The organism is Psychrosphaera ytuae (assembly GCF_017638545.1).
Lineage (GTDB): Bacteria > Pseudomonadota > Gammaproteobacteria > Enterobacterales > Alteromonadaceae > Psychrosphaera > Psychrosphaera ytuae.
This window is the reverse complement of record NZ_CP072110.1, coordinates 2,014,009-2,034,951: the sequence shown is the minus strand read 5'-3', so window position 1 is coordinate 2,034,951 and position 20,943 is coordinate 2,014,009. Positions and strand designations below refer to the sequence as shown.

The window sequence follows — 20,943 nt, the reverse complement described above, 5'->3', positions numbered from 1 at the left end:
ACAAACGTTTTTCATCGATTAAAATTTGCACTCCTTGATTAATCGTTATACGTTAAATTTGTTGAACAAAAAATAAACATATCAACGCGGCACCACAAAATGTGGTTCGGGATATAACAACAATAAATAATAAAAACATTCAGGGGACAAGGTCAGTAAGTCGAGCGTGTGGGTTTTTCGTCGACTGATGACTCTGGTGCAAGTGGTACAGAATCCTCTTTTTGTTTTTAACAATGGAGGACTTTGTGTGACTGCTAAGCAATCTAGCTGGCTAGTGCTGGCTGCCGTATTTGCTAATACCGCCGTAGCAGATGAAATGCGTCTCAACTTAACGCAAGGGGTGACGGATATCAGTGCAAATGTTTACAGCTTGCATATGATCATCTTCTACATTTGCTGTGTCATTGCTGTATTAGTGTTTGGAGTAATGTTTTGGTCAATGCTCCATCATCGCAAGTCTAAAGGGGTTACGCCTGCGAACTTTCACGAAAGTACCAAGGTAGAAATCATTTGGACGGCAATTCCTTTTATTATTCTCATCGGTATGGCAATTCCCGCCACCACAACACTCATCGCAATGGAAGATACCAGCGACGCCGACTTAACGGTGCAGGTGACAGGCTCTCAATGGAAGTGGCATTACAAGTACTTTGATCACGAACTTGAGTTTTATAGCTTGTTGGCTACTGCGCCTGAACAAATCGCTAACCAGCGTGAAAAGTCAGATAACTACCTGCTAGAAGTGGATCGCCCTTTGGTCATACCTACCGGTCAAAAGGTACGTTTTTTAATAACGTCAGACGATGTAATCCACTCGTGGTGGGTTCCTGAGTTTGCAGTTAAAAAAGATGCGAATCCTGGTTTTATTAACGAGGCTTGGACACGAGTCAATGAGCCTGGGATTTACCGGGGTCAATGTGCGGAGTTATGCGGAAAAGACCATGGCTTTATGCCAATAGTGGTTATCGCAAAGTCTCCGGCAGACTTCAAAGTCTGGGTCGAAGAACAAGAAGAGTTAGCTCGCATTGCCAAAGAAGAAGAGCAAAAGCTTCTGGCGATGAATATGTCATATGACGAACTCATGACCGTTGGCGAAAAGTCTTACATCACAAACTGTGCAGCCTGTCATCAGGTTAACGGTGAAGGTATACCAGGTGTTTTCCCTGCGTTAAAAGGTAGCAAGATTGCACTAGAAGATATGAATGCACACATTGATATCGTCGTAAACGGTAAACCTGGTACTGCGATGCAGGGCTATGGTAAGCAGCTCGGGCTAAAAGACTTAGCCGCAATTATTACTTACGAGCGAAACGCTTGGGGTAATGATACTGGAGACGTTGTTCAAGCGTCACAAGTTTATGCTTATCTCAACGGACAATAGGAGGTCATCATGAGTTCTGTAGATAATACCGCAGTTGATCATCACGATGATCACGAACACCATGGTGCTCCAAAGGGCATCATGCGTTGGTTATTGACAACCAACCACAAAGATATCGGCACATTATACTTATTGTTTTCTCTGCTGATGTTTTTTATCGGCGGAGCAATGGCGATGGTCATTCGTGCCGAGTTATTCCAGCCAGGATTGCAAGTTGTAGAGCCTGACTTCTTCAACCAAATGACCACAGTACACGGTCTTATTATGGTATTCGGTGCCGTCATGCCAGCCTTTGTTGGTTTGGCTAACTGGATGATTCCAATGATGATTGGTGCGCCTGACATGGCATTGCCAAGAATGAACAACTGGAGTTTTTGGATTCTTCCATTTGCATTCCTGATCTTGTTAATGTCTTTGTTTATGGAAGGTGGCGGTCCTAATTTTGGCTGGACCTTCTACGCACCACTTTCTACTACGTACAGTAATGACAGTACCGCATTTTTCGTATTCTCGGTCCACATTATGGGTATTTCATCCATAATGGGCGCGATTAACGTTATCGTTACTATCTTCAACTTACGTGCCCCGGGCATGACCTTTATGAAAATGCCACTATTTGTGTGGACTTGGTTGATTACCGCGTTTTTACTAATTGCAGTTATGCCAGTGTTAGCTGGTGCGGTAACCATGGTGTTGACGGATAAATACTTTGCTACGTCGTTCTTTGACGCAGCAGGTGGTGGCGATCCTGTCATGTTCCAGCACATTTTCTGGTTTTTTGGTCACCCTGAGGTTTACATCATGATCTTGCCAGCATTTGGCATCATCTCACAGATTGTTCCTACCTTTAGCCGCAAAAAACTGTTCGGTTATGCCTCTATGGTGTATGCAACGGCCTCCATCGCTATATTGTCGTTTGTTGTGTGGGCACACCATATGTTTACGACGGGTATGCCGGTCGCCGCCGAGTTGTTCTTTATGTACTTCACCATGTTGATATCAGTGCCTACAGGGGTGAAGGTCTTCAACTGGGTCGCAACCATGTGGCGAGGGGCTATGACCTTCGAAGTTCCTATGATGTTCTCGATTGCCTTTATCGTTCTATTCACCATAGGAGGATTATCGGGGCTCATGTTGGCGATTACACCAGCAGATTTCCAATACCATGACACTTACTTTGTGGTTGCCCACTTCCATTACGTGTTGGTGACAGGAGCCATCTTCTCGATTATGGCGGCAGCGTACTATTGGTTACCGAAGTGGACAGGAAACATGTTTGATGAGGGCTTGGCGAAGTTACATTTCTGGTTATCGTTAATTTCGGTAAACGTGTTGTTCTTCCCGATGCACTTTGTTGGCCTAGCGGGTATGCCACGACGCATTCCTGATTACGCCACTCAATTTGCTGACTTTAACGCCATTATAAGTATTGGTGGTTTTGCCTTTGGCTTGTCACAACTGCTATTTGTTGCTGTTGTATACAAATGCATTAAAGGCGGTGAAAAAGCCACAGATCAGGTGTGGGAAGGTGCTGAAGGATTGGAGTGGGAAATTCCATCGCCTGCGCCTTATCACACGTTTGAAACGCCACCGAAGATCAAATAACGCTTTAAGGGGAATGAAGGATGAGTGAGCAAACACCAAACGCAGTCGACAACACAAGACTAATAAAAAAACTAGTCCTAACGGTCGTGTGTATGTTCGGTTTTGGGTTTGCCCTCGTTCCTTTGTATGACGTTTTTTGTGATATCACAGGATTAAATGGCAAAACGAGTGATCAGGCAGCCACTTTGTCGGAACAAGTAGACAAAGAGCGCTTGGTGACCGTTGAGTTTATCGCACGTACCCAAGGTAATTTACCGTGGACTTTTGCGCCAGAAGTAAAGCGAATGAAAGTTCATCCTGGGGAAATGCACGAAGTGAATTTTTTGGTCGCAAACCAATCTGCAAATGACATGGTGGTTCAAGCAATACCGTCTGTCAGTCCGGGTGTAGCGGCAACCTATTTTAATAAAATCGAGTGTTTTTGTTTTAACCAACAGCCGTTAGAACAAGGGCATGGAGAGGCACTAGGTTTGCAGTTCTATATCGATCCGGATTTACCAAAGGAATATTCCACGGTGACTTTGTCTTATACCTTGTTTGACATATCGAACAAAATCGAAAAAGACGCCTTTGCAGAACTATTTGCGAACGCAGACTAGCTTGCTCAGAGAGGGCAATATTATGACAACTGAATATCAAAAATATTATGTACCGGCGCAAAGCCCTTGGCCCATTGTCGGTGCAATTGGCTTGTTTTTAATTGCATTTGGCGCTGGTGGTTATGTTAATGACGTAACAAAGGGAGAGTCTGGCTATAGCGGTTATATGCTGTTTGCCGGCGTCTGTACCATCATTTTTATGCTGGTGGGATGGTTTAGAAATGTAATTGATGAGTCAATGGAAGGCTTGTATAGCTCGCAAATGGATCGGTCATTTAAACAAGGTATGGCGTGGTTCATTTTTTCTGAGGTGATGTTTTTTGCGGCCTTTTTCGGGGCCTTATTCTACGCCCGAATGATCGCTGTGCCTTGGTTGGGTGGCGCAAGTAACAACGCAATGACTCACGAGGTACTTTGGCCGACCTTCGAAGCTGTTTGGCCACTTGTGAAAACACCAGACGGTACAACGACAGAAGCAATGGGACCTTGGGGACTACCACTGATTAATACCATCATTCTGGTGGTGTCATCGGTAACCTGTCATTTTGCTCACGTAGGTTTAGAGCAAAACAAGCGCAAGCAACTTACCTTTATGTTAGGTATAACAATTTTATTAGGCTGTGTGTTCTTAGCTTTACAAGTAGAAGAGTACATTCACGCGTATCGCGAGATGGGTCTAATGTTATCAAGCGGTGTCTATGGCAACACATTCTTCTTGCTTACGGGCTTTCATGGTATGCACGTTACTTTAGGAACCATAATGTTGATCGTTATGTTCTTGCGCATCGTCATCAAAAACCATTTTACGCCAGAAAACCACTTTGGTTTCCAAGCGACGAGCTGGTATTGGCACTTTGTTGATGTAGTGTGGTTAATGCTGTTTGTATTTGTTTATATTCTTTAACAAAAACAATTACAAACTTCGATATGGATTTGGGTTTGGTTCGATAACGCCAAGCCCAATTAAAACTAAAAGTAATAGGAGTAAACCTGCAGTAAACATTAGTCGTCGACCAATAAAATGTGACATTGAACGGCCTTGTTTGTCGCCCTTGATCATCGCAACACCAGCTTTGAAAAGGTTGAAAACAACACTGATCAATAGCCCCACTATGACGATTTTTATGATTATTTCCATGGTTTTACCTATTTAAGAAGTTAGGGTGTGGCGGAATAACCGTGATTAAAGGCAGAACGTTCAAGCTCAGTTTTTGGCCACTTGTCATCACTTTGACGGCTTTTGTTATTTTGTGCAAGTTGGGCTTGTGGCAACTAGAGCGTGCAAAAGAAAAGCAACGGTTAATCGCAGAGCAACAGGTAGCAGTGCCTTTGACGGAAGATGGCTTACTAGACAAACTTCAGCGAAATGACATTTCAGAACTCAATTTTAGAAATACAAAGTTTGAAGCACATTTTTTCCGAGAACAACAATGGTTGCTGGACAACAAGGTGTTTCAAGGCAAAGTCGGATATGAATTGGTGGTACCGGCCAGAGTTGCTGTTACGGAACAAGTTGTTTTAGTTAGCTTGGGCTGGTGGCCAGCAGGCTCCTCTCGAGGGGAATTACCAAAGATTGAGTTACCACCGGTATTGACCGTGGCAGGGTTAATTAAGGCGAGTGATTTTGACACCTTTACGCTAGGTGAGTCGCAACCGGAACAAGGGTATCCCATGCGAGTGCAAGCGCTATCAACAATTATTGAATATAGCCACCCTCAAAGCGTAATACCGATTGTCGTATTTGCGGAGAGTAACACGATAAAAGGCCACCCAAGACTGTATACACCAGTAGTGATGCCGCCTGAGAAACATCAAGCTTATGCGTTGCAATGGTTTTTGTTGGCGTTTTTTTCGTTAGTTGTATTTTTTGCAGCGTCTTTGCGCAAAGCAACATGAAGAACAGGCACAAGGCAAATAAAGGAAGGGAATATTATGAAAGCGAAGTCATTCTTTAGCATTTTTGTCGCAATGGCAGCAATACCTTTGCTACTGGCGTACTTAACATTGCAGTTCAATTGGTTTACTCCTGCAGCGACCAACAAAGGGCAATTTATGGAGTCAGAAGTGACTTTGCAATTAGATAAATCTTTACCTACGTGGAGCATTGTTTATCAGCCCGCTAATCAAGTCTGTGACACTTTGTGTACAGAACAACTATACGGCCTCAATCAAACTTTTATTGCACTAGGCAAACTTCAAAAACGAGTTGAGGCACTAGTCTTAAGTAATGATCTTGATTTGTCTAAATACCCAGCAACACAAGGTATAGATAAGCATTTTAGTGCGTTAGATGGTGATCATATTTACCTTGTAGACCCTATGGGCAAGGTTGTTTTGAAGTACCCAGCAAGTGAGCAACGTGAAGACACCATTCAAACTTCAAAGTTTATCCTAAGCGACATTAAAAAATTACTTAAATATGCGCGCGTCGGTTAACCGAAACCAACCCACAATAATACTTATAAGAGGTTGATATGTTGGAAATTAGATATAGATTGACTCAAATAGCCTTAGTTTTGGTGTCAGTAGTTGTGATTTTAGGCGCCTTCACACGATTAACGGATGCGGGATTGGGGTGCCCAGATTGGCCCGGCTGTTATGGCTTTCTGACTGTTCCAACTGGAGCAGAGGAAGTCGCAATTGCAGAAATGGCCTTTCCAGAAAGGCCTGTCGAAGCATCAAAAGCGCGCAACGAAATGGTACATCGTTATTTTGCGGGTAGTTTGGGGGTGTTGGTTCTGTTGTTATGGGTATTAAGTCTTAGAGCAAAACAACACGTTAAACTGGCAACCACGTTATTAGCGACCGTTACCTTTCAAGCCGTATTGGGGATGTGGACTGTAACTATGAATCTGATGCCCTTGGTTGTCATGGGTCACTTGTTAGGTGGTTTTACTACCTTTTGCTTGATCTTGTTGTTATTTCTTCGACTGAAAACAAGAGTATTGTTAGCTCGAGAACATATCCAAGATAAACCTTCACCGTTAAAAGGTGACAAATTGTTATTGGGGATGATTAAAGCGGCAACTTTAGTTGTGGTATTACAAATCGCATTGGGCGGTTGGACCGCGGCTAATTATGCTGCGGTGGCTTGCACTGACCTACCTATTTGTGAGCCCGGATGGCAAGAAAAGTTCGACCTATCTCAAGCCTTGAGTGTTCCAACGGGTCATGCCGATTACGAATTTGGGGTTTTTCCTTTCGAGGCACGAATGTCGATACATGTGCTTCACCGATTCGGTGCAATCCTTGCGACGAGCATTATCGCACTATTGTTACTTAGATTATGGCAAAACCACAGTTTAAGGCCTTTGGCTTTAGGTCTTGGTTCGTTGACCCTTATCCAGATAAGTCTTGGAGTTTCAAATGTGGTTTTTCACTTACCATTAGCTGTTGCGGTAGCACACAATTTTGTCGGTTTGTTGTTACTAGCGACGCTTGTGATTGCTTGGTATCTAGTTCAGTCGCGAAGGAAAACCTCGTTATCCGTTCACATTAATTCGTCATCTCAGTCTTCACAATTACCTTTGGAACAAGGAGCGTAACTATGCAAGTAAGTTCAGTTTCTAAACCTCGTCAGTCCCTACTAGGGTTGTTAAAGGACTTATATGAGATCACTAAGCCCAAAGTTGTGTTTATGTTGGTCATTACAGCAATTGTGGGGATGGTTTTAGCACAAGAGGGTTGGCCAAATGGCGAACGTCTCATTATTGCATCTTTGGGGATAGGTTTGTTATCGGCAGCGGCAGCAGCCATGAATCATATTGTAGATCAAAAAATTGATGCCAAAATGGCTCGTACATACAATCGGCCGATCGCGAAAGGGCGTGTAACCAACGAGCAAGCGGTTGGATTTGCATTTTTGCTTGCAGGATTAGGATTTGGTTTGCTTTATGCTTGGATAAATCCACTGACTGCTTGGTTAACGTTAGCGAGTTTGTTTGGGTATGCGGTTGTTTACACCCTGTTTCTAAAGCGAATGACCCCACAAAATATCGTTATAGGCGGCCTCGCTGGTGCAATGCCACCACTTTTAGGCTGGGTTGCAATGACGGGTGAGTTACACCCTTTTTCATTATTGCTGGTTATGATTATTTTTACGTGGACACCACCGCACTTTTGGGCGCTGGCCATTCACCGAAGAGATGACTATGCCCGTGTTAATATTCCTATGCTCCCAGTCACCCATGGGTTGTCATTTACCAAAAATGCCATTGTGCTGTACACGGTCTTGTTGACATTGGTGTGTTTTTTACCTTATTTGGTCGCAATGACAGGGCTTATTTACCTAGTTTCGAGTACTATCCTCAATGTCATCTTTTTGCATTATGCTTGGCGTCTTAAAACAACAGAAAGCCCAACGATAGCAATGGATACATTTAAGTTTTCCATTTGGCATTTGTTGGTAATATTTGTTGCACTGTTAGTAGATCACTTTTATCTGATCCGTTGGTGATCATGTCATACACGTTATATTAAGGTACTTAAAATCAATGAAAAAAAGCCAATCTATTTACGTTGTTATCATTGCGCTCATTTCTTTTATTTTGGGGATCAGTTTGTACAAAGGGGGTCAAGATAGTGTTGACCCTACAACTTTGGTTTACAAATCACCGCGAGGGTTAAAGAGTTTTGCCATGCAATCGCACACCGGCAGTGTTTTTACCAATGAGCAATTGCAGGGTAAATGGAGCTTTTTGTTTTTAGGTTACTTATCCTGTCCGGACATTTGTCCAATGACCATGATGAAATTGAGTCAAATACTGCCTGAGTTAAAACAAGTGGCAGACAACAGCCAAGTCGTTTTTGTTTCAGTCGATCCCAAGCGAGATACGGTTGCGAAGGTGGCTCAATACGTAGACTATTTTCATCCTGATATCATTGGTTTACGAGCCGAACACAAGGACTTATACCCTATGGTAAGAGACCTTGGGTTAATGTATTCGATTCCAAGCAACGACATTGAAGATAATTATTACGTGGACCACAGCGGTTCGATCGTGTTGATTAATCCTCAAGGTCAAATACACGCCATGTTTAAGCCTGTCGTTAAAGCAGGTGAAGTGCCGACTATCGTGCCGGAAATTGTCGTTAAAGACTTCAAAATCATTCAACAATAAAATTTTGGATAAAAATTATATTGTCTAGATTTTTAACAATTTAGGTCTATTCTTAAGATCTCAAGAGGTTTTTCTGGTGATCGATAGAATAGATGAAGCTCAAATCAAAGTTACATATAAGTGAAGCAGAAGAGTTGGCGCAAGCCCTCATCTCTAGCTTAGAATCTTCAGAACCTATCATTCTGGATATCAGTGACGTGACTGATGCTGATACGGCGTCAATCCAAGTACTGTGTGCACTTCAGAAATCACTATCTCTCACCGAAAACAAAATAGAATGGTCTGGTCTCAGTCAGCCGCTGGCCGATGCTGCCAAGCAGTTAGGCGTTCAAGACGTTCTAAATATACCAAGTTAATTTTCATAAACCGGACAAGGAATTATAAATGAAAAGAATACTTGCTGTAGATGATTCAGCATCCATGCGCCAAATGGTGGGTTTTACCTTAAAAAATGCAGGGTATGACGTTACCGAAGCAAAAGACGGTCAAGAAGCTCTCGAGGTGGCAAAAAACAAAGAGTTTGATGTGATCATATCCGACGTCAATATGCCAAATATGGATGGTATCGAGTTAGTAAAAAATTTACGGACGTTACCTCAATTTAAATTTACTCCAATCCTTATGCTAACCACAGAGTCTGGGGCTGGTAAAAAAGGTGAAGGTAAAGCTGCCGGAGCGACAGGCTGGATCGTTAAGCCATTTAATCCAGAGCAACTGCTCGCTGTGATAAAAAAAGTAGCTCGTTAATTTAATCTCCAACTGCAGGAATTAAGCTATGAGTATAGATCTGTCTCAATTCTACGAAGTTTTTATCGACGAGAGCTTCGAAGGTTTGGAAACAATGGAGGCCGAGTTGTTAAACCTTCAACCTGGAGAGGTTGAAAGTGAGATTATTAACAATATTTTTCGGGCTGCACACTCCATAAAAGGAGGCAGTGGAACCTTTGGCTTTAATGCGATTGCTGAGTTTACGCATGAAATTGAAACGCTGTTAGATCAAATTCGCAATGGCGAGAGAGAACTTGAGGCCAATCATATTGATTTAATGCTCAAATCAATCGATTGTTTACGTGATATGTTGCGTGCTATTCAAAACGATGAGCCGCAAGAGTCAGAGGATGCTAAACAGCTCACAGCACAATTCCAGGCTATTTTAGCGGAACAGGCAGCGCCTTCCGGTGCTAGCTCTGATTCAGAAACTGAAGAAGGGGAGCCATCCCAAGCCGTATCAGCACCAGCAGTAACAAAAGTCACTAATATCTTTGACATTAACTTCACACCAGAGCCCCACTTATTTAAAACGGGTAACGAACCTTTATTCATCTTCGACGATTTAGCTGAATTTGGTGAGCTGGAAGTGGTGGCCAATGTTCAATCAATTCCAGAGTTGGCGGAGCTTGTCGCGGAAGATTGTTATTTTTCTTGGAATATCACTCTTGATACTACGCAAACTGAAGAAGAGGTGTTACGGGTTTTTGAGTGGGTCGAAGATGACGCCAAAATAGAGGTCAAGCTCGTCGCTCAGTTTGAGGAAGAAGCAGAAGAGGTTAATGATAGCGACAAAGAAACTACTAAGGCTGAAACGCCTACTCAGGATAATGAGGTCGCGAAGGACTCACCAAAATCAGAGGCGTCAGTAGCAAAAGCAGATGATGATGGAGCCGTCACTCCACCTACCGCTCAAAATACTTCAACCCCTAAAAACGAATTCAGACCGGTTGCGGGAAAAACCAAAGCAACCGAAAAATCAAAGTCCGACTCTAGCTCCATACGCGTAGGAACCGATAAAGTCGACTCTCTGATAAACATGGTGGGTGAGTTAGTAATTACTCAGGCTATGCTTAATGAGCTAGGTGAGGATGAACAATTTGATCACAGTAAATTAACTGCATTACGAGAGGGGTTAGCTCAACTCGCACACAACACCCGAGATTTGCAAGAGAGTGTGATGCGGATCCGGATGTTACCCATTTCATTTGTGTTTTCGCGCTTTCCTAGATTAGTTCGTGACATTTCTCAAAAACTCGACAAACAAGTAGAGCTAACTCTAATTGGTGAGGGGACCGAGCTAGACAAAACCGTTATGGAAAAAATTTCGGATCCTATGGTTCACTTGATTCGGAACTCTCTCGATCACGGCCTTGAGACAACCAGTGAGCGTATCGCTGCAGGCAAAGACGAAACCGGAAATGTGACTCTAAATGCATACCACCAAGGCGGTAATATTGTTATCGAAATCATTGATGATGGGCGTGGGTTAAATACCGAAAAAATAAAACAAAAAGCTATTGCTAACGGCTTAATTGAAGAAACTGATGGGTTATCAGATCAAGAAATCAATGAACTCATTTTCCAACCGGGATTTTCTACAGCCGATCAAGTGAGTGACATATCCGGTCGCGGTGTCGGTATGGACGTTGTTAAGCGTAACATCAATGCCCTTAATGGTACCGTTGAAGTCGCCTCCGAACCAGGAGTAGGCTCGACGTTTACAATCCGGTTACCTCTGACATTGGCGATATTAGACGGTCAACTGGTTAAAGTCGGTGACAATATATACATCATCCCGCTGGTGTCGATTGTTGAGTCACTACAAGTTGATATGAACAAGGTTAACTCTGTCGGTGGTGGCGTAGATGTGCTGCGACTACGAGAAGAATACATTCCCATTTTGCGTTTACACGAATTATTTAATCACCCAGAAGCATGCCAATCACTGCAAGACGGCTTGCTTGTTGTTGTCGAAAGCGACAATGAAAAGGTCGGGCTGTTGGTGGATGACTTACTGGCTCAGCAACAGTTTGTAATTAAAAGCCTCGAGGCAAATTATAAAAAAGTGGATGGTATCTCAGGCGCCACCATTTTAGGTTCAGGCAGTATTTCACTGATTGTTGATATTTCAGGCCTGGTGAAAATGGCCGGGTTGAAAAAGCCAGGTCAGGCAGGACTCGACTTCGCTAAACCGTTATCGGAGGCCGTTTAAATGAATGAAATAGCGAGCTCAAATAGCGGTACAACAGAACCAATAAATTTAATGAACCCAGAGCATGAAAATGCTGACTTGGTGCAATACCTCACATTCATGATGGATGATGAGGAGTACGGCATAGAGATTTTAGCGGTTCAAGAAATCCGGGGTTGGGAAACAACTACGGTGATTCCAAACTCTGAAGACTATGTAAAAGGTGTCATAAACCTAAGAGGAACGGTCGTTCCAGTTATTGATCTTAGACTTCGCTTTAAATTACCTCACGTTGAATACAACGAATTGACGGTAGTAATCATAGTTAAAGTTGAAGTAGACGGTCATGACAAAATCATGGGTATTGTCGTAGATGCCGTGTCAGATGTGTACAACATAGAGAAACAACAAGCAAAAAAGGCCCCTGAAATTGGCGACGCAGAAAATAGAGCCTATATTGAAGGACTAATAAATGTTGGTGACAAGATGGTCGTGCTGTTGGATCTAGAAAAAGTACTAGCAATCTAAATCAAAAATTAGATTAAACGAAATGATAAGGTGGAATTAGTATGGGATGGTTAAGCAATCTATCTAAACCTGGCTCAACAGACAGCGATCTGGTTCTGAAGGCACTCAAGAAGTCTTTGGCGGTGATTGAGTTTGAACCTGATGGGACAATCATAACCGCTAATCAGAACTTTCTTAACGCTATGGGCTATCGCCTAGAAGAAATTCAAGGCCGACATCACAGCATATTTGTGCAGCCAAGTTACGCGGAAACCGACGAGTACCAGGTGTTTTGGCAAAATCTAGGACAGGGTAAATTTTTGTCCAGCGAATTTCTTCGCGTAACGAAAGCGGGTAAAGACATTTGGATTCAAGCCGTTTACAACCCAGTGATCGACGAGAACAATCGAGTCATCAAAGTTGTTAAAGTAGCCATTGATATCACCAAACAAAAAATAATTGCAGCAAATCATCGCGGTCAAATTGACGCTATTAATCGTTCCCAAGCGGTTATCGAATTTGAGCTTGATGGAACTATTATCCACGCCAATGATAACTTTCTCTCTGTTATGGGTTATTCACTTGATGAAGTTAAAGGTCGTCACCATAGCATGTTTGCCCCACCTGGGGTGGCTGAAAGCCATGAATACAAGGCGTTTTGGCAAAAATTAGGGCGCGGCGAATTTGACAGTGGCGAGTATAAGCGCATTGCCAAAGACGGTTCAGAAATTTGGATTCAAGCTTCATATAATCCTGTATATGACTCCGCTGGAAAGCCCTTTAAGGTGGTTAAATTTGCCACCGATATAACCCAAGAAAAACAAGAGAGTGCCGATATTCGTGGGCAACTTGATGCAATTGGTCGTTCTCAGGCGGTAATCGAGTTTGAGCTTGATGGCACTATTATCAAAGCGAATGATAATTTCTTGAATACATTAGGTTATAAATTGGAGGAAATTCAAGGTCGCCACCACAGTATGTTCGCACCTCCAGGCGTCGCTGAAAGTCGAGAATACAAAGACTTTTGGGCCAAACTGGGTGCTGGCAATTTCGACAGCGGTGAATACAAACGAATTGCCAAAGATGGCTCCGAAATTTGGATTCAAGCCTCCTACAACCCTATCTACGATGTCAATGGTGACCCCTACAAAGTTGTTAAATATGCGACAGATATTACTGAACAAAAGCGTTTGGAAGAAGAAGCTAGACGTGCAGCTGATCTGGCTCAGGCGTTAAAAACTTGCCAGGCGAGTGTCATGATAGCGGATAATGATCTGAAGATTGTTTATATGAACAATGACGTAATTCGCATGTTCCGTGAACGAGAATCGGTGTTAAGACAGCACTTTGGTCGATTTGATGTCGATAACTTGATTGGCACTTGTGTCGACGATTTCCATAAAAATGCATCACATCAACGCTCTATGGTTGAAAAGATGTCGCAACCGTACAACACCACAATCAATGTAGGTCCGCTAGTGTTTGAACTTTTTGCGACGCCTTGGATTAATACACACGGTGAGCGACTCGGTACAATTGTGGAGTGGGTCGATAAGACAGAAGAAGACGCAATTGAAAAAGAGATTGCAAATGTTATCGAATCAGCGTCAAACGGTGATTTGAGTATTCGCTTGAGCGTAGATGATAAACAAGGGTTCTTTAAACAATTATCTGAAGGCCTAAATGAAGTAGTGAGTATTTCCGAAGGTGTGATTCAAGATACCGTAAATATGCTTGATGCTTTAGCGCATGGTAATTTGACTCGTCGTATTGAGACCGAGTACCAAGGTATGTTCGATAAGCTTAAGCGAGATGCTAATGCCACCGTTGAAAAACTGACAGAAGTTATCGGCCAAATCGACAAATCAGCGACTACTGTTGCTGCAGGTGCTGAGGAAATGGCGCAGGGTAACGCAGATCTCAGCCAAAGAACCGAAGAACAAGCATCAAGTCTTGAAGAAACAGCTTCCAGCATGGAACAAATGACGGCGACAGTTCGTCAAAATGCAGACAATGCTCAAACAGCCAACAAGCTTGCAGAAAATGCTGCAACTAAAGCCGAATCTGGTGGTGAAATTGTGAGTCAGGCCGTTACAAGTATGGCTGAAATCAATGAGGCGAGTAAGAAGATTGCTGACATTATCGGCGTGATTGATGAAATTGCATTCCAGACCAACCTGTTGGCGCTAAACGCTGCCGTTGAAGCGGCGAGAGCGGGCGAACAAGGCCGAGGATTTGCAGTAGTAGCAGGTGAAGTAAGAAATCTAGCTCAACGCTCAGCGGCCGCAGCAAAAGAAATTAAAGACTTAATACGTGATTCAGTTACAAAGGTCGAAGATGGTACTTCACTGGTTAATCAATCAGGCGAAATGCTGCAAGAAATTGTAGAGGCCGTTCGTAAAGTAAATCAAACCATTGGTGATATAAGTGTGGCTTCGATTGAACAGACTTCTGGAATTGAGCAAGTCAACAAGGCGGTATCGCAAATGGACGAAATGACTCAGCAAAATGCAGCGTTGGTTGAAGAGGCCTCGGCAGCTGGTGAGTCAATGTCAGAGCAAGCACGAGCGATGCGAGAATTACTCAGCTTCTTTAAGTTATCAGAGGGAAGTAGCTCAACATATCACCGACCGCAATTGTCTAATAGTAGTGGGTCGGCAAACAATGGAATAACGCATAAGAAAGAAATTATGAAGCCATCCTCATCTGATGAAGAGTGGCAGGAGTTTTAATCCTGTCACTCCAGCGAGCGGCCTTCTCAAAAAGGATAAGGTGAGTGGACAATAAAGAATTTTTGATGACGGAAAAGGATTACCGGTATATCAGTCGTCGAGTTTATGAAGCATGCGGTATCGTATTATCAGAGCAGAAGAAGGATATGGTATATGCTCGAATTTCTCGTCGAGTCCGCAAGTTTGGTTTAAATTCATTTGCTGAATATATTCAATATTTGGAGCAAAATGAGGAAACTGAATTTGTCGAATTTATCAATTCGCTTACCACCAATTTAACTTCTTTTTTTAGAGAGCGACATCACTTTGAGTTTTTGTCAGGTGTCGCACTGCAAGAAATCAAGCAGCGCCACATTAGAGACAAGCGCGTTAGGATCTGGTCGGCCGGATGTTCTCTTGGCATGGAGCCTTACTCCATCGCAATGACCTTATTTAACCGCTTCCCGAAGGGCTGGGATTTTAAAATACTAGCGACTGATTTGGACACTAACGTTCTAGCAACGGCAACAGAAGGTGTTTATGAATCAAATCAGATCGATGGCATCGCTGACAATCAATTAAAGCAGTTTTTTTTACACGAACCTGCCACTGGGCGTTACAAGACAAAGCCTTCGCTACAGGGCAATATCCACTTTAAACAGCTAAACTTGCTGAAACCTTGGCCTATGAGCGGTCCGTTTGACGTCATCTTTTGCCGTAACGTTATCATTTATTTTGATAATGAAACCAAACAAATGTTGTTTGAGCGCTTTGCGTCTATGTTATGCCCCGGAGGGTATTTGATCTTAGGTCATTCAGAAACAATTAGCCGAGAGCACACTTTGTTCAAAGCCTTAGGTCAAAATATCTACCAAAGGCGGGCGTAATGAATATGGATTTCAAGCCCACTTTACCTAAGTTTGAGCATATTAAACGATATTACGACCAATCTCGTAAAACAGTCGTCGCTAAAATTTTACCCGGCGAATATTACGTAACAACAGAAAACGAGGCAATTTCTACGGTCTTAGGTTCGTGTATTTCAGCGTGTATATGGGACGACAAACGTCAAATCGGTGGTATGAACCATTTTATGTTGCCTTTAAAAGGAATGGATCACACCAAGGCGCAATGGGAGTTCCACGACAGCTATAGCTGTCGATATGGGATTTGGGCAATGGAGTGTTTGATCAATGAGCTTCTCAAATACGGTGCAAACCGAAATGAGATGAAAGTTAAAATTTTTGGTGGTGGAACTATCATTAAAGATATGACAACGCCGATAGGCGAGCAAAATATTCGTTTTGCATTAGATTATATTGCCAATGAAGAGTTACCTATGGTGGGTTCAGATGTAGGTGGGCCCTGGCCTAGAAAGGTGCTTTTTTACCCTGCGTCTGGAAGAGCATTGGTCAAGAGGCTACAGAGTATGCATAACGATACAATTCAACGAAGAGAAGTCCAGTATCAGTCTGTAATTAACGAACCAGAAAGCGTGCAATCTGATATTGAACTGTTTTAGTAGGGCTAAATTATGATCAAAGTATTGGTAGTAGATGATTCAAAGCTTATTCGAATGTTAGTAACAGAAATCATCGAGAAATCTGGTGATATGCAGGTAGTTGGCGAAGCTGAAGATCCCCTAGAAGCACGAACGTTAATTAAACAACTTAATCCAGACGTGCTCACGCTTGATATTGAAATGCCAAAGATGGATGGGATTACTTTTCTAAAGCATTTAATGCGTTTAAGACCAATGCCTGTAGTGATGTTATCTACTTTGACGGCGGAGGGCGCACCGATTACCCTTGAAGCGCTGGAGATTGGTGCTGTCGATTTTTTGGAGAAGCCCAAGGCCAATGTGGCCGCTGAGCTCAGCCGATACGCCGATGTACTGTTGGACAAAATCAGAGCAGCGTCAAAAGTCAGAATTAGTCAATTACTGAGAGCCCGAAAACAGTCAGAGGGGATAAAGCCACCGTCTGCATCAAACTTGACCTTTAAAAAGAATCACTTGGTTGCGATAGGCGCTTCAACAGGAGGCACAGAAGCTATCAAAGAAGTGATTAAGCGTTTGCCAGAGTCTTTTTCGCCGATTGTAGTGACTCAGCATATACCGCCTATTTTCAGTAAAACATACGCCGAGAGGCTGGATCGTACCGTCGCGATGAAAGTACACGAAGCGGTTGATGGTCAGCAAATTGAGCATGGTAATGTTTATATCGCACCTGGTGACCGCCATTTAGTGGTCAAAAAACGCGGTAGTAAATTGTTTTGTGAATTACATGATGGAGAGCCTGTTAATCGACATAAGCCAGCGGTTGATGTTTTATTTGATTCAGTTGCGGAATATATGGGTAAGTACTCCACAGGTGTGGTACTGACTGGCATGGGAAATGATGGTGCGAATGGATTGTTAAACTTAAAAAACGCAGGAGCCAATACGATTACACAAGACGAAGCGAGTTGTGTGGTGTATGGCATGCCAAGAGTTGCAAAAGAGATGGGAGCTGGGCAGATAGAGCTACCCCTTGATAGAATAGCCGACAAACTTATGATGTTGGCGAGTAAAGCGGTGTAATCCACCGCTTTTTTTATTTTCTCTTTTCAAAAGTTTTGACTGCTGTTATTCCGTTAAAGCTGGCTGAGCCAAGTCTTTTGGTAAGGTAATCCAAAGTTTACTAGTCCAATAAAATCTGCCGCTGTGTTTTATTGAAGGAGCTGTACAGTTGTACTTGACCCTACCGGTTTGTAACGATTCTGGAGCAGAAATTTTAAAACTGGTTTTTGTTAGCCACTCCGGTTTATAAGGTCCGTTTTGACCTGTAATAAAACATGCCAATTGGCTCTGATAAAAATCTTTTGAGTCTAGCTCAACGGTCCAAGTTGGCGCATCAGCACCTAGCTCACTCATAGTGTCAGTCGGACTTTGGTTATTAAAGTCAAAAGGAATACTATTGAGTTTGGCCTTCAGTGTTTTGGGGTTGGCATAAATACCATTGGCAGGAAATCGCGTTAAAGCCTGCAAATCACTACTGTTACCGATAGCTCCTGAGTGTTGAGCAAACCCAACAAAGCCGTGTTTTTTTAATATACCTTTGATCACATCATTGTATTCGCCAAATGGGTAGGCCAGGGTTTTGTGATTTTGGCCCAGCTTTTCTTTGATCATGGCTTCGGCCAATAAAATATTGTCTTCGACGTCTTTTGCGGTCAAACCATCTTGTACTAGGTTTTCATGAGCCAAAGTGTGGTTCATGATGTCACCACCATGTTCGGTCAACGTTTTGAGTTGTGACCAGTCCATATAGAGCTTACTAGGTTTGACCATTTGCGGGTTAACAAAAACCGTAAATGGTAAATTACGCTCTTTTAAGATAGGAAATGCGTTGTCATAAACATTGCGAAAACCATCATCAAAGGTGAGCGCTACCCAGTTATGATCGACAGGTGTTCCATCTTTGATTGCATTAACGATAACCGGTAAGGGCACCACTTTAAGGCCGAGTGACTCAATTAACTCTAAGTGTTCAATAAATTGCTCGGTTGTTACGCTGGTGGACTTCGGCGTATTTTCATCCACATGATGATATATTAAGACCGTGGCGGCTGTACTCGTTTGAGCGGTAAACACCGCAGTAATAAAAATTACAACTAAGGTAAACAAAACTTTTTGCATATGAATCCTCTGATCCCGTGTCGCATTCGAATAGGCTCTAAAATAGATAATACTATCTGGCACCTAGCTTGGCCTATGATATTAGCAAATATTAGCGTTCCTTTGCTCGGATTTGTCGATACCGCGGTAATTGGCCATTTATCTGACAGTCATTTTTTGGCGGGAACGGCCCTAGCTAGTTTGTTTTTGTCTGTGGTGTTTTGGCTGATGGGTTTTCTTCGAATGTCGACAACAGGTCTAGTCGCTAAGGCTAGAGGACAAAATGATCGGCAACGAGTTATGTTGCACCTATGGCAGGCGTTGTTATTAAGTGGTGTTCTGGGTGCGCTGATCTTAATACTTCAAGTGCCATTGTTTTCTTTGTTAACGGCTTTGTCTGCGGACGACCTTGCCATGGCATCAACGTATGAAGCGGCTAAAAGCTATTTTGATGTTCGAGTTTGGGTTGCGCCAATTGCACTAGCAAATATGGTGTTGTCGGGTTTTTTAATTGGTTCTGGACAAACACGTTGGGTACTGAGAGCGGTTATTACCTGTAATTTGGTTAACTTACTGTTAGATCTGTTATTTGTCCCTGTTCTCGGCATGGGTGTCCAGGGCGTCGCGCTAGCGTCAATAATCGCGGAAGTCGTTCAGTGTACGATGATTATTTGGCTCATACGCCCAGAGATTAAGGCGGTCACAGTTAAACTAAGAGATGTGTTTTCTGGCTGGGCTACGTTACTTAAAATGAATGGTAATTTGTTCATTCGCAGTGCTTTATTGCAGCTATGCTTGTCGTTTATGACGATATACGCTACTCAATTTGGCAGTAGCGCTGTCGCTCTTAATGCCATCATTATGCAGTTCTTTTTATTTTTGTCGTTTGCGTTAGATGGTATCGCCTTTGCGCTTGAGTCACTTGTTGGTAACACATTGGGCAAGCAAAAAGCTCGACGCCTTGGTATGTTTATCAAGCGTGGGGTGACAATAGGTGGCGTGTTTGCCGTAGGGTATTTTTTACTTTATTTATTGTGCTCCCAGTGGGTGGTTATGTTGCTAACGGACATTCCAGAGCTGCGAACGCAAATGGATCCTTACTATAAATGGATTTATCTATTACCACTTTGTAGTTTTTTGAGCTTTTTACTGGATGGTGTTTTTGTTGGCCTGGGCTGGGATAAAGCAATGTGTAACTCCATGGCGATTGCTGCTGGCGTGTTCTTTCTCGTTATTTCCATCAGCTCTGCTTTGGGCAATCATGGCCTTTGGTTAGGTTTTTGTCTGTTTATGTTGATGCGTGGGTTGGGACAACTAATGATCTTGTATAGACAGCGCAATCAATTACTCTAAGTGTTTGTATTTCTCTTTATTTAGCTGGCTTTGATGACGGAAAAAGGCCAGACGGTTAGCAAATATACCCAAGTAACCCTTTAGAGCAATAACAAATCCGGTTATTAGTAGGGCTATGCCTGGAATTTGCAACCAATGAAATTTAATAGCGCCAGCGTAAATTATTAAAATACCGGCAAAAAACAACACCAAACCAACAATAAAAAAACGGACACTGCGCTTGGGATCAGACCCAAGCTTGACCAGTATCCGTTGTAATTTGTCTGGTTTGACACTTGTCACGCTACGATTTCTTAGCTGACAGACTTAGTAGTACGAGTGCTCACCAGCTTGGTGCTCCGTAATATCTTTAACGCCGGTTACTTCACCGTCAAACTGCTGAAGCATTTGCTTTTCAATGCCTTCTTTCAATGTCACATCAACCATTGAACAGCCGTTACAGCCCCCACCAAATTGCAATACAACAGTGCCGTCTTCGGTTAACTCAACTAAATTTACGTGGCCACCGTGACTTGCTAAGCCTGGATTAACTTCAGATTCGATAAAGTACTGAACTCGGGCTTTAAGTGGTGCGTCGTCAGCTACTTTACGGGCCTTAGCATTAGGAGCTTTAAGGGTAAGTTGCGAGCCCATTTGATCAGTTACGAAGTCAATTTCTGCCTCTTCCAAAAATGGCTGGCTCTCTTCATCAACAACCGCTTCAAAGCCATTGTATTGTAAAATTTTGTCTTCTGGCTCTACCGAATCTTCAGGGCAGTACGATACGCCGCATTCTGCGCTGCTTGTACCAGGGTTGACCACAAAAACTCGAATGCGAGTATTAGGGGCTTGTTTGTCGAGCAATTTGACAAAGTGTTGCTCAGCGCTTTCTGAAATCTTGATCATAATAATATCTGACTAATTTACTCGGTTATTGCAATGGCGCAATGATACGTAGATACGTTAATCACTGCAAGTAAAGACGGCAGTTGACTCGGACTGCGTACATTAAATGATAAGGTGTATATAAGGCCTATTTGATGAAAATAAACCCAGCTTTACACCGAT

The 20,943-nt window shown here is 42.9% G+C and carries 22 protein-coding genes; 18 read left to right on the top strand and 4 right to left on the bottom strand.

Annotated features, from left to right (window positions below; all coding sequences use genetic code 11):
* Positions 1-316: 316 nt before the first annotated feature.
* Genes coxB through J1N51_RS09145 form a run of 4 tightly spaced genes read left to right on the top strand, consistent with a single transcriptional unit; the run spans position 317 to position 4,489 of the window.
* Entirely contained in the window at positions 317-1,381 is a 1,065-nt protein-coding gene (coxB, locus tag J1N51_RS09160) for a cytochrome c oxidase subunit II (protein ID WP_208833387.1), read from the top strand.
* A gap of 9 nt (positions 1,382-1,390) precedes the next feature.
* Complete coding sequence (ctaD, locus tag J1N51_RS09155; protein ID WP_208830622.1) at positions 1,391-2,986, top strand: cytochrome c oxidase subunit I; 1,596 nt, start codon at positions 1,391-1,393, stop codon at positions 2,984-2,986.
* 20 nt (positions 2,987-3,006) lie between these two features.
* A complete protein-coding gene (locus J1N51_RS09150) occupies positions 3,007-3,585 on the top strand; it encodes a cytochrome c oxidase assembly protein (RefSeq protein WP_208830620.1) in 579 nt (192 codons plus the stop codon).
* Between the two features lie 22 nt (positions 3,586-3,607).
* The gene (locus J1N51_RS09145) at positions 3,608-4,489 is read left to right on the top strand and encodes a cytochrome c oxidase subunit 3 (RefSeq protein WP_208830611.1); all 882 of its coding nucleotides are present in this window, start codon (positions 3,608-3,610) and stop codon (positions 4,487-4,489) included.
* 9 nt (positions 4,490-4,498) lie between these two features.
* Here the strand turns inward: J1N51_RS09145 and J1N51_RS09140 are convergent, their stop codons facing one another.
* Positions 4,499-4,723 (bottom strand): DUF2909 domain-containing protein, encoded by a 225-nt coding sequence (locus J1N51_RS09140; RefSeq protein WP_232842777.1) that lies wholly within the window; start codon positions 4,721-4,723, stop codon positions 4,499-4,501.
* A 41-nt stretch (positions 4,724-4,764) separates the two neighbouring features.
* Between J1N51_RS09140 and J1N51_RS09135 the strand changes: the two genes are divergently transcribed.
* From J1N51_RS09135 to J1N51_RS09075, 13 genes are all read left to right on the top strand, one after another.
* Entirely contained in the window at positions 4,765-5,481 is a 717-nt protein-coding gene (locus J1N51_RS09135) for an SURF1 family protein (protein ID WP_208830609.1), read from the top strand.
* A 36-nt stretch (positions 5,482-5,517) separates the two neighbouring features.
* Positions 5,518-6,021, top strand: a complete 504-nt coding sequence (locus J1N51_RS09130; protein ID WP_208830607.1) for a hypothetical protein — start codon at positions 5,518-5,520, stop codon at positions 6,019-6,021.
* 38 nt (positions 6,022-6,059) lie between these two features.
* Positions 6,060-7,130, top strand: a complete 1,071-nt coding sequence (locus J1N51_RS09125; RefSeq protein WP_208830605.1) for a COX15/CtaA family protein — start codon at positions 6,060-6,062, stop codon at positions 7,128-7,130.
* A 2-nt stretch (positions 7,131-7,132) separates the two neighbouring features.
* Positions 7,133-8,041 carry a heme o synthase gene (gene cyoE / locus J1N51_RS09120; protein WP_208830603.1) on the top strand — a complete coding sequence of 303 codons (909 nt, stop codon included), beginning with the start codon at positions 7,133-7,135 and terminating at the stop codon, positions 8,039-8,041.
* A gap of 37 nt (positions 8,042-8,078) precedes the next feature.
* Positions 8,079-8,705: an SCO family protein gene (locus J1N51_RS09115; protein WP_208830601.1), complete on the top strand. Its 627-nt coding sequence runs from the start codon at positions 8,079-8,081 to the stop codon at positions 8,703-8,705.
* A gap of 92 nt (positions 8,706-8,797) precedes the next feature.
* Complete coding sequence (locus J1N51_RS09110) at positions 8,798-9,061, top strand: STAS domain-containing protein (RefSeq protein ID WP_208830599.1); 264 nt, start codon at positions 8,798-8,800, stop codon at positions 9,059-9,061.
* Positions 9,062-9,089: 28 nt separating this feature from the next.
* The gene (locus J1N51_RS09105; RefSeq protein ID WP_208830597.1) at positions 9,090-9,452 is read left to right on the top strand and encodes a response regulator; all 363 of its coding nucleotides are present in this window, start codon (positions 9,090-9,092) and stop codon (positions 9,450-9,452) included.
* 28 nt (positions 9,453-9,480) lie between these two features.
* Positions 9,481-11,688 (top strand): chemotaxis protein CheA, encoded by a 2,208-nt coding sequence (locus J1N51_RS09100; protein WP_208830595.1) that lies wholly within the window; start codon positions 9,481-9,483, stop codon positions 11,686-11,688.
* 51 nt (positions 11,689-11,739) lie between these two features.
* A complete protein-coding gene (locus J1N51_RS09095) occupies positions 11,740-12,195 on the top strand; it encodes a chemotaxis protein CheW (protein ID WP_208833385.1) in 456 nt (151 codons plus the stop codon).
* Positions 12,196-12,236: 41 nt separating this feature from the next.
* Complete coding sequence (locus J1N51_RS09090; protein ID WP_208830593.1) at positions 12,237-14,906, top strand: methyl-accepting chemotaxis protein; 2,670 nt, start codon at positions 12,237-12,239, stop codon at positions 14,904-14,906.
* A gap of 65 nt (positions 14,907-14,971) precedes the next feature.
* On the top strand, positions 14,972-15,772 hold the full coding sequence (locus J1N51_RS09085) for a CheR family methyltransferase (protein WP_208833384.1): 801 nt from the start codon (positions 14,972-14,974) through the stop codon (positions 15,770-15,772).
* Positions 15,772-16,407 carry a chemoreceptor glutamine deamidase CheD gene (gene cheD, locus J1N51_RS09080; RefSeq protein ID WP_208830591.1) on the top strand — a complete coding sequence of 212 codons (636 nt, stop codon included), beginning with the start codon at positions 15,772-15,774 and terminating at the stop codon, positions 16,405-16,407. The genes J1N51_RS09085 and cheD overlap by 1 nt, the downstream gene beginning before the upstream one ends.
* Before the next feature lie 12 nt (positions 16,408-16,419).
* Positions 16,420-17,466, top strand: coding sequence for a protein-glutamate methylesterase/protein-glutamine glutaminase (locus tag J1N51_RS09075; protein WP_208830589.1), 1,047 nt, complete (start codon positions 16,420-16,422; stop codon positions 17,464-17,466).
* A gap of 45 nt (positions 17,467-17,511) precedes the next feature.
* Here J1N51_RS09075 and J1N51_RS09070 read toward each other — a convergent pair whose 3' ends face one another.
* A complete protein-coding gene (locus J1N51_RS09070; protein WP_208830588.1) occupies positions 17,512-18,564 on the bottom strand; it encodes a polysaccharide deacetylase family protein in 1,053 nt (350 codons plus the stop codon).
* On the opposite strand from J1N51_RS09070, the gene J1N51_RS09065 reads away from it, so the two are divergent.
* On the top strand, positions 18,565-19,896 hold the full coding sequence (locus J1N51_RS09065; RefSeq protein WP_232842898.1) for an MATE family efflux transporter: 1,332 nt from the start codon (positions 18,565-18,567) through the stop codon (positions 19,894-19,896).
* On the opposite strand, the gene J1N51_RS09060 is transcribed toward J1N51_RS09065, so the two are convergent.
* Both J1N51_RS09060 and nfuA read right to left on the bottom strand, forming a co-directional pair.
* Complete coding sequence (locus tag J1N51_RS09060) at positions 19,888-20,178, bottom strand: hypothetical protein (protein WP_208830584.1); 291 nt, start codon at positions 20,176-20,178, stop codon at positions 19,888-19,890. The genes J1N51_RS09065 and J1N51_RS09060 overlap by 9 nt on opposite strands.
* 24 nt (positions 20,179-20,202) lie before the next feature.
* Positions 20,203-20,781, bottom strand: a complete 579-nt coding sequence (gene nfuA, locus J1N51_RS09055; protein ID WP_208830582.1) for a Fe-S biogenesis protein NfuA — start codon at positions 20,779-20,781, stop codon at positions 20,203-20,205.
* Between the last annotated feature and the right edge of the window lie 162 nt (positions 20,782-20,943).